The organism is Colwellia sp. KS18-150, from assembly GCF_057551365.1.
In genome coordinates, this window is the sequence record NZ_BAAJMC010000024.1 from 1 (window position 1) to 14,896 (window position 14,896).

The following is a 14,896-nucleotide window of genomic DNA, read 5'->3' on the forward strand; positions in this document are numbered from 1 at the left end:
CGCTTACATTTTTGTGAGAGAATTAAAAAACACCATGTTTATACATGCTATATTGCAGCGTTATAATCATTTAAATAGAAATATAAATAACAATGAAATTAACAAGAATAATCATATTCATAAGGCGTTTATTGTGAACAGTAAACTATCACTAAAAGAAAAAGTAGCTTATGCCAGTGGCGATGTGGCATCAAACTTCTATTGGCGCGTCATTGACGTATTTCTATTTATTTTCTATACCGATGTTTTTGGTATTTCTGCAGCAGCAGTAGGTACTTTGATGCTGGTCACTCGCTTAATTGATGCCTTTTCTGACCCTTTAATGGGGGCGTTAGCTGATAGAACGACAACACGCTTTGGTAAATTCAGACCGTATTTATTATGGGGAATTATTCCTATCGCTGCTGCGGGTGTCTTAACCTTTACGGTGCCAGATGTTAGTGAAGGCGGAAAACTAGTATGGGCCTACTGTACCTATATATTCATGATGCTAGCGTACACCTTTATCAATGTCCCTTATGGCGCATTATTGGGGGTTATTACTGGCGATACACAGCAAAGAACAAGTCTTACTAGCTTTCGATTCATCGGTGCTTTTTCTGGCGGTAGTTTAGTAGCATACCTGACACCAGAGCTAGTGGTACTTTTAGGGCAAGGTAATGAAGCACTAGGATGGCAGCTCACCATGGCGTTATATGGCTGTATTGCTGGTGGACTATTTGCAATTACATTTTTTGCCACAAAAGAACGTATTGCCCCACCACCAGAACAAAAAACACCGATATGGCAGGACATAAAAGACCTAGGCCAAAACAAACCTTGGTTAGTACTGTTCGCTTTAGCGTTAATCATTATGGTTACTATCTCGTTACGAGCAAGCTCAGGGACGTTTTATTTTAAGTATTATGCCCAGCGACCGGATTTAATTGGCAGTTTTGCCATGGTGTATATGATTGCTTTAGCGATAGGTGCAGCCTCCACGCCGATTTTAACCCGTTTTGTTGATAAGCGTTCGTTGTTAATGATACTCATGAGCATAGTAACTGTGTTGTCGATACTTTTTTATTTTATTCCACATGACAATATAACCATGATGTTTGCGCTGCAAATCATGATCGGCTTAGCATTAGGGCCAAAATCACCTTTGGTATTTTCTATGTACGCTGATACTGCAGATTTTTCTCAGTGGCAAACGGGTAGGCGAGCAACAGCAATGATATTTTCAGCCGCTGCTTTTGCTCAAAAATTAGGTGGCGCATTAGCGGGGGCGATGATCGGATGGCTACTTGCTTCAATGGGCTATGTTGCTAATGCTGTGCAATCAGGTGCGTCTGAGCAAGGCATTGTATTATTAATCAGTCTTATTCCAGCTATTTTTGCAGGCTTAGCCGTTCCTCTGATCTGGTTTTACCCCTTAGATGATAATAAGTTAAAAAGTGTTCAAGATGATTTAAAACAAAGGCACAAAGAGCAAATAGTAAGTACTCCACAGGGGGCTTCGCTCAATGGTTAAGCAATTTAGTGTCAATGAACAAGAGCGTATAACAGCAAAGTTAAACAGCCCGTTAAGTATGCCAAATGCGAATGGTTTTCTTTGGAACCCCAAAATGGTGGTGCAAGTTAATTGCCGAGGATATGTCAATGGTCAATACATGCATCCAGAGCCAAGTAAATACTCTTATGCGCCTAATATAGAGGCAAAAACTTTTATTCAACCAGAGCATAGTTATTTTACTCATCATCCGGGACGCTTTTTTTATATTAAAGATGAAGATAATAAGCAGTGTTTTTCTGTACCTTATGAGCCCATGCGTGTTGAGTTAGATAGTTTTAATTTTGAACATGGCGCCAGTGATATTTGTTGGCAGATTAAACATTTGGATCTTGAAATCAAGATTAAAGTTAGTTTGAGTCATAATGATGTCGTTGAACGTTGGTCATTAGTGGTGAAGAACTTATCTGATAGTGCTCGGAACATCAGTATCTATCCTTATTTTTCTATTGGTTATATGTCATGGATGCACCAAAATGCTCAATATGATGAACAGCTGAATGCTATTGTTGCTAGTTCGGTAACTCCGTATCAAAAAGTTGAACAATATTTCCAACATCAAGACTTAAAAGAGAAAACTTTTTTTGTCGCCGATAAAAAACCACTCGCTTGGCAGGCTAAGCAATCATCATTTGAAGGGGAAGGTGGTCTACATAATCCTGATGCTTTAAAGACAACGCCCTTAGCTAATGAAGATGCTCGCTATGAAACTCCTGTAGCAGTTTTTCAATACCGAGAGACATTGTTAGCTGAAGAAACAGTCGATTATCAATTTTTATTTGGCCCAGCAAAAGATGAGAAAGAAATCGCTCAATTAAGCGAGCGCTACTTAGGTCAAACGCAAGTACAAAAGGCACAAGAAGAGTACGATGCATATATTGCTCAAAGCCAAGCGTGTTTAACGATTAATTCTGACAATAAAGATTTTGATGATTTTGTCAATCAATGGCTACCAAGACAAATGTTTTACCATGGTGATGTCAACCGCCTAAGTACAGACCCACAAACCAGAAATTATATTCAAGACAATATGGGTATGTGCTATATCAAACCAAGTGTCGCGCGTCAGGCATTTATTTTAGCCTTGTCACAGCAGCAAAGTAATGGTGCTATGCCAGATGGTATTTTATTGCATGAAGAGGCCGAGCTTAAATATATCAATCAAGTGCCCCATGCAGATCATTGTGTTTGGCTGCCGATCTGTATCGCAGTATATTTAAATGAAACCGGCGATGTAGGCTTACTTTCCGAAAAAATCTGCTTTGCTGATACTAGTGAAACAAAAACATTCGCGCAGCATATCGAATTAGCTTTAGAGTGGTTATTAAATGCAACAGATCATCGCGGCTTAAGCTTAATTGAGCAAGGTGATTGGTGTGACCCAATGAATATGGTTGGCTATAAGGGGAAAGGTGTTTCAAGTTGGCTATCCCTAGCAACGGCATATGCGTTAAACACTTGGTGTGATATATCTGAAGAGCACGGCATTCAGGTGACGGTAAATAAACTCAATGAATACCGCTTCGCAGCTACCGCAATAAATGATGCGGTAAATAAACACCTTTGGCACAACAAGTGGTTTGCCCGCGGAATTACTGATGACAATAGAGTTTTCGGTACAGAAATGGATGACGAAGGACAAATATACTTAAATCCGCAAAGCTGGGCCATGTTAAGCGGCGCTGCAACGCCTGAACAACAGCATTCGATGATAGCCGCTATTTCAGAGCAGTTAATGACACCTTATGGGGTGATGATGTTAGCACCAAGTTACACCTCTATGGTGGAAGATATTGGCCGATTGACGCAAAAGCATCCTGGGGTATCTGAAAATGGCTCAGTTTATAATCATGCCGCTATTTTTTATGTTTATAGTTTATATCAAGTCGGTGAGCACAACTTGGCGTATGAAGTTTTGAATAAAATTTTACCTATGGCAGATAGAGCAGATAAAACAGGGCAGCTGGCTGTCTTTGTTCCTAACTATTATCGAGGAGCTTACCATCAATTTCCAGAGCAAGCGGGGCGTTCTAGTCAATTATTTAATACTGGTACCTTAGCTTGGCTTTATCGCTGTTTAGTCGAGGAATTATGTGGTTTAAAGGGGGGCAATGGTGTTTTACATATTAACCCTAAGTTACCAAAACATTTGCATAAAATATCAGGACAAAGAATGTTTCGCGGTGCCATTATTGATTTTGTTATTCAAAAGTCTCCTGCGGTAATGAATGTGCAAACCTTTGTTAACTCTGAGCGAGTAGTGAATAATCAATTAGACAATTTAGTTGCAGATAAAAACTATCAAGTGCATGTGTTGGTACCTAATAATGAGTGAGCAAACAGAAAATAGTAGGTTACAACTATTTATTGTTATGGGTGTGAGTGGCTCAGGGAAAAGCGCAATTGGTCATCAATTAGCGAGCGAATTAAGCCATGAGGCTCGTATTGAATATCTTGATGCCGATGATTTTCATACGACTGAAGCTAAACAACGCATGGCAGCTAATTTACCTCTTGATGACACCATGAGAAAACCTTGGATTGCAGCAATAGTAAATAAGCTGAATGAACTGAGCGATCAAAAAACCAATGTGGTTTTAGCATACTCAGGTTTAAAGCAGCAACATAGAAAGTGTTTTACCGTGCTTGATTATCAATGCAATTTTTATTATTTAGCGGCATCTATTGATGTTATTCGCCAACGCTTGGAACAAAGGAAAGAGCATTTCTTTAATGTCAACTTACTGGAAAGTCAGTTTACTGCCATGGAGGAAATTACTGCAGAAGAGCAAGCTTATGTGACTAAGGTAGATGCCAGTACTTCATTTGAAGAGGTTTATCAAAGTGTTTTAGTGCTGGCCAAGGCATCATTTGGACAGGAATTATTATCATGAAAAAAGCGCTTTGTGTACTTATATTGGCTATTTTAGCTTCGGCGGTCAGTGCAGAGAACTCGTTAATTGCTCACCAAGCGACAGGTAAAATTACTATTGATGGCAGTATGGATGAACAAGATTGGCAAAAAGCCTCTTGGCAACCTTTAGACAAACTCATTTTAGGTGCTATGCCTTCAAAGGAAGATTTTAATGGTCAATTTAAGCTATTGTGGGATGAAGGGCGGATATATCTTTTAGTAGAAATTACCGATGATGTTTTATTCGACCAACATGCCAATCCATTACATTTTTATTGGGATGATGATTGTTTAGAGATCTTCATCGATGAGGATGCATCAGGTGGCAATCATCAATTTAGTTTTAATGCTTTTGCGTATCATATTGCCTTGGACAATCAGGCAGTAGATATTGGTCCGAACAATAAAGATGGCTCAACCAATTTTGTTTTACTCAATGACCACCTTGATAGTGTTTGGCAGCGCAGTGAAAATGAACCACACAAGATTATTTGGGAGGTTGCCTTAGCGGTTTATGACGATACATTTTCATTAGACAAAACTAATCAGCAACCGGTTAGATTACATCTAGATAAAACACTGGGTTTTATGTTGGCCTATTGTGATAACGATGGCTCAAAAGAGCGAGAGCATTTTATTGGCTCGACAGATATCAAAGCCGTTAATGGTAATAAAAACTTAGGCTACATTACTGCTGATGTTTTTCAGTCTTTACTGTTGATTCAATAGCGAGTCTTTTTCAAAAAAATAATATCAAGTAATACAATCTGTTGACTGCTTAACTGGGTTCAAATACCTGTTCAATTAAAGTTGAACGTTCAAATAGTAGCTATTTTGTATGCAAAGGCGAACCATTTAAGTGCTATTGCTAATGTAAAGCTAGTACTTTAAAGATAAATTGAAAGGTTAATTAATGAAAACACTATTTATAACAAGTAAATTAAACACCACTGTTCGAACTCTTGCGACATTAGTGTTATTAACGAGTATGAGTGCCTGTAATAATGATAAAACAGCCACAACAGCTAAAGTAGAAAACTCCTCAACAAAAGATCGCTTAGCAACTGTTGAACAGGATGTAGAGGCTTTGTTATCAAAAATGACTTTACCAGAGAAGGTGTCTTTGGCACATGCTAGCGGTAAGTTTCATATCAATGCTATTGAACGTTTAGGGATACCTGAGATGTGGCTTTCTGATGGTCCACACGGTGTTCGTCATCAGATAGAGAAGCACAGTTGGGCATCTGCCGGTTGGACAGATGATCATGCTACGTATTTGCCACACCTCACCTCGGTTGCGGCAAGCTGGGATGTTGAAATGGCGCGTTTACATGGCCAAGTACTTGGAGCGGAAGCAAGAGATCGTAAAAAAGATTTTATTCTTGGCCCAGGTGTTAATTTAGCCCGCTTGCCACTTTATGGTCGTAACTTTGAATATATGGGGGAAGACCCTATTCTTGCGGCTAAACTTGTGGTGCCACAAATAATAGCCATTCAAAAACATGATGTTGCGGCAACGGTTAAACATTATGCGCTTAATACCCAAGAGCTTAATCGTACCGGGGTAAATGCAAAGCCAACAGAGCGGACTTTAAGAGAAGTATATTTACCGGCTTTTGAAGCTTCGGTGAAAGAAGCTGGTGTGTTAGGAATCATGGGTGCATACAATGAGTATTACGGTACCAATGCGAACCAAAGCAAGCATTTAGTTATGGATATCCTAAAAGGAGAGTGGGGATTTCAAGGAGTATTATTAACCGATTGGAATGTTGATATTAATACCTATGATGCCGCAATGAATGGCTTAGATTTAGAAATGGGCACTAAAGTTGACTCGTATCAAGACTACTTTTTAGCTAAACCATTTCTTACTATGATTGAGGAAGGGAAGATACCTGAATCTGTTGCCGATGATAAAGCTCGTCGCATCTTAAGAGTACAACATGCTATTGGTATGTACGATGAAAATAGAAAGCCTGGTTCAAGAAATACTGCTGAACATCAAGCTGCAGCTCGTAAAATAGCGGCGGAAGGTGTGGTTTTATTAAAAAATGACGTGGTAGGTACAAAATCAGTTTTACCTCTTGAGCAAGCAAAAATTAAAAATATATTGGTGTTGGGTCCTAATGCGGATAAGAAACACGGCACAGGTGGTGGCTCTTCAGAAGTTAAATCACTTTATGAAATAACCCCATTAGAGGGCCTTAAAGCTAAATTTGGTGATGAAGTTAATATTACGGTAATGCGTGCTCGTAGTAGTAAGTTATCTCCTATTGCTAGTGACTATGTTTCGAGCCGTCATTGGACGGGCACACCAGCATGGAATATTTCATATTTTTCAGAGCAAGAGCGCAAAACATTACTTGAAGAATCTTGGATTGTTGACTCGCAATTTAATTCAACAAAACCGGCGATACAGCACATTACTATGACGGCCAAAATTAAACCGTTAACCTCTGGTGAACATTTATTTAAAGTTGAAACAAATGGCGGGTTTCAATTAAAAATTAATGATGAAGTGGTGATTTCTCATCAAGGAGACAAAGAAAGTCAAGCACAAGAAGTAGGGTTGAATTACAGCATTGGTTTAACAGAAAACCAAGAGTATGATTTTGAGATTCAGTATGATGGTCAAAACAACTTTACTTTAGGTTGGGATGCCCCAGGTGAGCTGTTCGCTAGTGAAAGCGAGTATATTGAAGCAGCTAAAAAAGCCGATGCGGTTATTTATTTTGGTGGTTTGAGTCATGGCGATGATAGAGAGTCGATAGATCGCCCAAATATGAAGTTACCAAACTCTCAAGATGAAATTATCTCAAAGCTGATTAAGGCTAATAATAAAACTATCGTTTTTCTAGTGGCAGGATCTGCGGTTGAGATGCCATGGGTAGAACAAGCTAATGCCATTGTTTGGGGATGGTATGGTGGTATGGAAGCAGGCCATGCTTTTGCCGATATATTAACTGGCGAGGTAAACCCAAGTGGTAAAATGCCAATTACTTTACCAGCTAAGCTAGAGGATACCGCACCTATAGCATTAAATGATTACAATGCAATTGAGAGCTTATATACCGAAGGAGTATTCATTGGCTATCGTTGGTTTGAGCAGCAAAATATTAAGCCACTATTTAGCTTTGGCCATGGACTTTCATACAGTCAATTTGAAATAACAGATGTTGCTTTATCTCAACAAACCATAACTCAAGGTGAGAGTATTTCGGTCACAGCCAAAGTAACAAATACGGGGCAACGAGCAGGCGCTGAAGTTGTGCAGCTGTATCTTCAAGATCTAGAAGCAAGCGTTAGTCGTCCGCAAAAAGAATTGAAAGGCTTCAGTAAAGTGATGTTACAACCAGGCGAAACAAAAACAGTCACTATTAAATTACAGCCAAGAGATTTCGCTTTTTGGGATGAAAAAACCAACGACTGGCTTGCCGAAGCTGGAGACTTTGAGGTGATGTTAGGTAATTCGTTAGATAAAATCAGTCAAACAGCAACCTTAACATTAGCAGCAGAAAGTAAATAATCTAGATAAAAGCGATTATCAAGCTGAGTGGTTAAGCTGAGCTCAGTTTGATTAATCAGCGGGCAAAAAATAAGGCGCAATCTTGCGCCTTATTCATTTAATTCTTGAGATTAGTCTTACTCTCTAATTTGACCGTCACCATAAACAATAAACTTCTCGGTAGTTAATGCTTCTAATCCCATTGGACCGTAGGCATGCAATTTACTGGTAGAAATGCCAATTTCTGAGCCTAAACCTAACTGATTGCCATCAGAGAAGCGCGACGAGGCGTTGATCATCACCACAGATGAGTTAATTTGACGGATAAAAGCTTGGCTTCGCGAGATATCTTGGCTGATGATCACTTCAGTATGATCTGAGGTGAAGTTGTTAATATGCGCTACAGCCCCATCAAAACTAGGCACTACTTTCACTGCAATTTCTTGTGCTAAATATTCAGCATGGTAATCGTCTGCGGTCGCTAACTGACCATCTTCAAAATAATTCAAGCTTTGTTCACAGGCATGAACAGATACTTGAGCTGCCTCTTTAAGCGCTTTTGCTGCTAATGGTAAAAATTCTTCAGCGATGTCTTGGTGAACTAAAAAGGTTTCAAAAGCATTACAAGCACTAGGTTTTTGTGTTTTGCCATTAATCAGAATGCGCACTGCTTTGGTTAAATCAGCATATTTATCAACATACAGATGACAAACCCCTTTAAAGTGTTGAATAACGGGAATGCGGCTATTTTCACTGACATAGCGAATAAGCCCTTCACCACCACGAGGTATTACTAGATCTATAGTCTCACTTTGTTTTAATAACTCTTCGATAACACTACGGCTGGTATCAGGAATCACACTGACAACGTTCTTATCACAACCATGCGCGGTTAGGACTTCATGCAAACAGTTGGCGATAGCAAGATTAGAATGAATGGCTTCAGAGCCACCACGTAAAATAACCGCATTACCTGATTTGATGCATAAAGCTGCAGCTTCAGCAGTAACATTAGGGCGAGCCTCGTATATCATGGCGATGACACCCAGAGGTATGCGCATTTTACCGACTTGCAATCCATTAGGGCGTAAAGCTAGGTTGCTAACATCACCAACAGGGTCAGTTAAAGCAACTATTTCTCGAATGGCAGAGCTAATATCCTTAACTCCTTGCTCAGTCAATACTAATCTATCAAGCATAGCCTGGCTTAAGCCTTTAGCTCGGCCAGCATCGATATCTTTATCATTTTCACTAATAATATTTTCACTATTAGCTTCAATCGCATCGGCAATGGCGTTTAATAATGTGTTTTTTTCTGTACTACTCAGTTGAGCAGCAATTCGACTAGCAATTTTGGCATCACTAGCCATCTCTTGCATATTGAAGGTATGTGAACTATTCATACTAAACTTTTAACCTTATAATTATCGCTTCTCGGATATTTTATCAACTAAACTATAAACTGACTTTATAAAATAACCATATCATCACGATGGACCACAACATTACTTTGGTTGTGTCCTAAAATACTATTAATATCATCGCTATGTTTACCCATAATCCTTGTTAAGTCAGAATGGCTATAAAGGGTAATGCCTTTAGCAATGATGTTGTTGTTTTGGTGATCGATTAAATCTACTGCATCACCTGCTTTAAATTTTCTATCGATACATTTTATACCTGCAGGTAATAATGAAGCACCTTTATTCACTAGTGCATTAACAGCACCGGAGTCTAGTGTAATTTTACCTTGGCTTTTCAAGGTATGTTTTAACCAATGCTTCTTGGCAGTAATAATATCAGTATCGGCAGCAAAACGTGTTCCAGGATTGTGATGAGCTAATAATGAAGCAAATACTTCACTTTTTGTGCCGTTAAGAATATAAGTGTTAATACCGTGTTCAACTGCTTTTTCTGCTGCTTGAATCTTGGTTTTCATACCGCCAGTGGCTAGATGATTACGACTTGTTCCAGCCATGGCGTAAATTTCATCTGTTATATGTTCAATATTGGGCACCAAGACGGCATCTTTATGAACTTTCGGATCTTTGGTAAATACGCCATCGATATCACTTAAAATAAACAAACTATCGGCTTCACAAACTTGAGCGACAAGGGCAGCAAGGTTGTCATTGTCTCCTACAGTCAGATCTTTAGAAGTCAATGTGTCATTTTCATTAACGATAGGCAAAATCCCATTTTCTAATTGGATTTGTATGGTTTCTTTAATTGAAATAAAGCGAGCTCTATTTTCAAGATCACTTTGATTGATCAGTATTTGGCTACACGGTACATCAAAAAAACGTTGCCAATTAGTCATCATTTTCATTTGGCCAACGCTAGACATAGCTTTTTTAACTGAGACAGATAATTTGGGACTACCATGTTGAATAATGCTTCGCCCAGCGGCGACGCCTCCAGATGACACCAAAATGATCTCTTTGCCTTGCTGTTGACACTTGGTAATAAACTGCGCTATTGCTAATGTGTACTGACCACTGCAACCTTCTTTCGTAGGCGCTACTAAGGCACTACCCACTTTGATTACAGCTCTATTAAAATCCATTATTACTCCTATAGTTGATTCCTTTTTCAGTATGCTAAATCCTAGGTAGGCATTCAATAGTAACAGCCGATAATCGCGCTTAGTTACTAGAGTATATTATGCACATTAATAGCTTTTAGGAATACATAGAAGCTTAGATCAACAATAACAATATAAATTAAGGGAAAATCATGATTAAATAGCACTAATTTTCTTTTTGTTTAATTACTTAGTTAACTCTTTATAACATGTTAAATTTTCTACCTGCTCCGCTTATTGCGACTCTCGCTTTTAGTTTTTACGCAATCAATACCATAATATGGCTAATGCCTATTTTAGTCTTCTCTTTACTTAAAGCATTAATACCTTTAAGTTTTTCTCAGAAAATATTTAGCTACTTGCTTGATTTAATGGCAAGTAATTGGGTGGCAGTGAATACTTTTAACCAAAAGTTATTTACTAATATGGAACTGAAAATTACCGGGTTAGAGGAATTAAATGCTAAAGATTGGTATTTGGTTTTAGCGAACCATCAAAGTTGGGTAGATATTGTTGTTTTACAGCGTGCTTTACATGGTGAAATTCCATTTTTAAAGTTTTTCTTAAAAAAAGAATTACTGTATGTACCTATTTTAGGTCTGGCATGGTGGGCACTGGACTTTCCTTTTATGCAACGGTATACGCAAGCTTTTTTGAAAAAAAATCCTCACTTACGTGGTAAAGACTTAGAGACCACTCGTAAAGCATGTGCCAAGTTTAAGCATAAACCCGTTAGTGTCATGAGCTTCATTGAAGGAACTCGCTATACGCAAGCTAAGCACGATAAGCAGAACTCACCCTTTAATAATCTCCTTAAACCTAAAGCGGGAGGAATAGCTTTTGTGCTTGATGCTATGGGAGAGCATTTAACGACCTTGGTGGACGTTACTATTTATTATCCAGACGGAATCCCTTCCTTTTCGGACTTTCTTTGCGGCCGAGTTAAGTCAGTACATATTGAAATTCATAGTCAGAAAATTTCAAATGAGTTAAGTGGTGACTACAGTAGTGACCGCAATCATAAAATTGCTTTTCAAAAATGGTTAACACAATTTTGGCATGAAAAAGATGCTAGATTAGATAAAATGAAACAAGATGCACTAAATGATAAGAGTGACTCTTAAATATATTCAAGAGGATGTGTAATGAATGAACTGATCACTACCTGGTTATTAGAACAAGGTGTTAGTCATCAACATCTTGAAATAACAGCAACGGCTGTAGGTTTATTGATTATTATCTTGGTTTCAATGGTCAGTTATTATGTTGCAAAAAATCAAATCCTTGCGATTGCCCATAAAATAATTGTAAAAACTAAAAACACCTGGGATGACGCTTTAATTGAGCACAATGTCTTAACTCGTTTAACGTTATTGCTACCGTTTATTGTTATTTTGTTTTTAACGCCGCTGGTTTTCTCTGAAGAACTGTTGTTAGCTGAATTGTTAATTTTATTTGCCAAAGTAGCTTTAGCTTTTCAAGTTGCCCGTAGCTTAAGTGCTATTTTGAATGTCAGTAAAAGCTTATATCGTGAAACCGCAAAGCAAAAATATCTACCATTAAACGCTATTATTCAAGTGATTAAATTAGCCATTTATTTGGTTACTATTATTGTTATTGTTTCATTATTGTTAGATCGCTCTCCTATATATTTACTGAGTGGTTTAGGAGCATTAACCGCTGTGTTGATATTGGTATTTCAAGATACCATTAAAGGTTTGGTCGCTAGTATTCAAATATCAGCCAATAAAATGGTTGTTGCAGGTGACTGGATAGAATTACCTAAATATGGCGCTGATGGTGATGTGATTGAGATAGGGTTAAATACTGTTAAGGTTGAAAACTTCGACAAAACAATAACTACAGTGCCGACTTATGCGTTGATTAGTGATTCATTTAAAAACTGGCGTAATATGTACCATACTGGCGCAAGACGGATTAAGCGTACCTTGATTATCGATATTGCCAGTATTGATTTTTATTCGTTAGAGAAAGTAAATTTTTTAGCAAATACACAATTATTAAAAGATTACTTAACAGATAAAAAACAGCAACTAGAACTAGATAATACTTCAATAAATCAAGAAGATGCTTCTAGTCACATTGATACCCGTCAGTTAACAAATGTTGGTACTTTTCGTGCCTATATTGAAATGTATTTACATCAACATCAAAAAATTCGAGATGATTTAACTTGTATGGTTAGGCAGCTACCTGCTACAGCCAGTGGACTGCCACTAGAACTTTATTGTTTTGCCAACACAACTGATTGGGGTAAGTATGAAGCCATCCAAGCAGATATATTCGATCACCTCTTTGCAATTGCTCCACAGTTTGATTTGAGAGTGTTTCAACACCCAACAGGTTTTGATTGGCAAAAATAAGCAGTTAATCTTAGTTAGACAAAGGCACTTATCTTTGTCTGATGACACCTTCTTGCATTGTTGACGCGACTAACTCACCTTGGCGGTTATAAATCTGCCCACGAACTAAACCTCGTCCATTACTCGCCGAAGGGCTATCCATCGCATATAACAACCAGTCATCAAATCGGAATGGTCTATGGAACCACATGGCATGATCAACGGTAGCTATTTGAAAGTTTGGTTGCCAATGACTAACGCCATGAGGCATGATGGCTGTTGGTAAAAAGTGAAAATCAGAGGCATAGGCAAGCATGCAACTATGAATGCGTAAATCATCAGGTAAATTACCACTGGTTTTCAGCCACATTTGGTTGTTAGAATTCGTTTTTTCAGGATTTAGCCAATGATATTGTTGGATCGGGCGAATTTCAATTGGTTTCTCTGCTAGAAATTTTCCTCGCATGCTTTTAGGGACTGCTTTTTGGTGCTTAATGATAAAATCACCATAAGAAAGGATTCCTTCTGGGCCGGGTACATTTGGCATAGTATCTTGGTGCTCAAACCCTTCTTCCATTTCCTGAAAAGAGGCGGTCATATAAAAGATGGCCTTACCATTTTGGATAGCTTTTATCCTACGAGTACTAAAACTATTGCCATCGCGAATATTTTCAACTTCATAAACAACGGGTTTTGAAGCATCGCCAGCACGTAAAAAATAAGAATGTAAAGAGTGAACAAAGCGATCGCTAACCACTGTTTCTTGAGCCGCAGATAAGGCTTGCCCCATTACTTGGCCACCAAATAATGCTCTAAAGCCTAGGTCTTGACTTTGTCCTCTATAAATACCTTGTTCGATAGTTTCTAATCTTAGTAATGCTAATAATTCATCTAAAACTACGCTCATAATTTCACTCAAATTCTTTACAGTTTTATAGCCTAACTCTAAAAACAATTAGGCTTTCAGGTATTATCGGTAATGATAACAGTTTTTGAGCAATTTAAGTGTTGATGTATAAAACAAATTAAGTTATTTTATGGAAATATATACTTAGGCTCCATGTTAATTGTCTAACTAAAAAGAGTTAGAGTAAATGGATTTACCAGAACATTCATAGAGGTATGGCATGCAAGCTACAGCAGAAAGAGAAGCATTATTAGAAAGGCGTCAGCGCAGTATTTCGCCTGAAAGCTTATGGAACAAGTTGTCTTTAGCACAAAAGTTTGCGGCTAGTAGTCTTACCCAGTTTGGTTACGATTTGACTTATATTCGAAATAACAATGCCGGCGGTATAGCCATATTACTATGTAATGATAATGCTGCAACAATTTCGAATGAAGGTGAAATTGATACATCACCTGATATTGTTATCAGAAGCTAGTTTACTTAAGTTTTAAAATGCACTTGAAAGCGGTATTGGTTTAACGTTATTTACTTCTATCTTCCTCGTATTTTATTAACAGTGCTTCGACCATTGAAATAAAACCAGCTATATTATTATTGCCCCATAAACGCTGCAGTTTTTTGTCTGCCTTAATGAACTTGCTGCTAAACTCTTTAAATACTTCATTATCTTGATTATTAAAGCATTTTTTAATAATACTCTGCATTTTCCCTTTACTAGTTAAGCATTCACGGAAAATCACAGCATAATTGTTAATAAGTGGTTTAAGTAAATCGAGATCTGTTTCTTTTGATATTTGCTCTTTATTTGCGATTAGCATGTTCAGTCGTGTTTTGGTGAAGTCTTCGTGACTGTTGGCTATTAGCGCCATAGATTTAGATAGGCTAGCATTTTCTTTTTGGGTATTCGCAACTTCACGTTTTAGTAACAGTAATTCACGTTGCAATTTTTCAGCCCGAAAATAAAAATATACACATAGCACAACAAACAAAACAGTAATGAGTAATACAGCTAACATTTTTCACCTACAAATTTAGATATTGACCTAATCTATCACTCATTGAATCATACAT

Annotated in this window: 12 protein-coding genes; 8 read left to right on the top strand and 4 right to left on the bottom strand. The window is 37.9% G+C overall.

Going from position 1 to position 14,896, the window contains the following annotated elements; all coding sequences use genetic code 11:
- The first annotated feature begins 133 nt into the window (after positions 1-133).
- From AC27IF_RS17985 to AC27IF_RS18005, 5 genes are all read left to right on the top strand, one after another.
- Positions 134-1,513, top strand: coding sequence for an MFS transporter (locus AC27IF_RS17985; RefSeq protein WP_487055730.1), 1,380 nt, complete (start codon positions 134-136; stop codon positions 1,511-1,513).
- Positions 1,506-3,887, top strand: coding sequence for a GH36-type glycosyl hydrolase domain-containing protein (locus AC27IF_RS17990; protein ID WP_487055731.1), 2,382 nt, complete (start codon positions 1,506-1,508; stop codon positions 3,885-3,887). Before AC27IF_RS17985 ends, AC27IF_RS17990 begins: the two co-directional genes overlap by 8 nt.
- On the top strand, positions 3,880-4,446 hold the full coding sequence (locus AC27IF_RS17995; RefSeq protein WP_487055732.1) for a gluconokinase: 567 nt from the start codon (positions 3,880-3,882) through the stop codon (positions 4,444-4,446). The genes AC27IF_RS17990 and AC27IF_RS17995 overlap by 8 nt, the downstream gene beginning before the upstream one ends.
- Positions 4,443-5,195, top strand: a complete 753-nt coding sequence (locus AC27IF_RS18000; protein ID WP_487055733.1) for a sugar-binding protein — start codon at positions 4,443-4,445, stop codon at positions 5,193-5,195. The genes AC27IF_RS17995 and AC27IF_RS18000 overlap by 4 nt, the downstream gene beginning before the upstream one ends.
- Positions 5,196-5,379: 184 nt before the next feature.
- The gene (locus AC27IF_RS18005; RefSeq protein ID WP_487055734.1) at positions 5,380-7,992 is read left to right on the top strand and encodes a glycoside hydrolase family 3 C-terminal domain-containing protein; all 2,613 of its coding nucleotides are present in this window, start codon (positions 5,380-5,382) and stop codon (positions 7,990-7,992) included.
- 116 nt (positions 7,993-8,108) lie between these two features.
- On the opposite strand, the gene AC27IF_RS18010 is transcribed toward AC27IF_RS18005, so the two are convergent.
- The gene (locus tag AC27IF_RS18010; RefSeq protein WP_487055735.1) at positions 8,109-9,374 is read right to left on the bottom strand and encodes a glutamate-5-semialdehyde dehydrogenase; all 1,266 of its coding nucleotides are present in this window, start codon (positions 9,372-9,374) and stop codon (positions 8,109-8,111) included.
- 65 nt (positions 9,375-9,439) lie between these two features.
- Positions 9,440-10,537, bottom strand: a complete 1,098-nt coding sequence (gene proB / locus AC27IF_RS18015) for a glutamate 5-kinase (RefSeq protein ID WP_487055736.1) — start codon at positions 10,535-10,537, stop codon at positions 9,440-9,442.
- 227 nt (positions 10,538-10,764) lie between these two features.
- On the opposite strand from proB, the gene AC27IF_RS18020 reads away from it, so the two are divergent.
- Positions 10,765-11,679, top strand: coding sequence for an acyltransferase (locus AC27IF_RS18020; RefSeq protein ID WP_487055737.1), 915 nt, complete (start codon positions 10,765-10,767; stop codon positions 11,677-11,679).
- Positions 11,680-11,700: 21 nt separating this feature from the next.
- Positions 11,701-12,939: a mechanosensitive ion channel family protein gene (locus AC27IF_RS18025; protein WP_487055738.1), complete on the top strand. Its 1,239-nt coding sequence runs from the start codon at positions 11,701-11,703 to the stop codon at positions 12,937-12,939.
- Between the two features lie 28 nt (positions 12,940-12,967).
- Here the strand turns inward: AC27IF_RS18025 and tesB are convergent, their stop codons facing one another.
- Positions 12,968-13,825 (bottom strand): acyl-CoA thioesterase II, encoded by an 858-nt coding sequence (gene tesB, locus AC27IF_RS18030; RefSeq protein ID WP_487055739.1) that lies wholly within the window; start codon positions 13,823-13,825, stop codon positions 12,968-12,970.
- A gap of 220 nt (positions 13,826-14,045) precedes the next feature.
- On the opposite strand from tesB, the gene AC27IF_RS18035 reads away from it, so the two are divergent.
- On the top strand, positions 14,046-14,300 hold the full coding sequence (locus AC27IF_RS18035) for a hypothetical protein (protein WP_487055740.1): 255 nt from the start codon (positions 14,046-14,048) through the stop codon (positions 14,298-14,300).
- Positions 14,301-14,346: 46 nt separating this feature from the next.
- Here AC27IF_RS18035 and AC27IF_RS18040 read toward each other — a convergent pair whose 3' ends face one another.
- Complete coding sequence (locus AC27IF_RS18040) at positions 14,347-14,841, bottom strand: hypothetical protein (protein WP_487055741.1); 495 nt, start codon at positions 14,839-14,841, stop codon at positions 14,347-14,349.
- Positions 14,842-14,896: the final 55 nt, after the last annotated feature.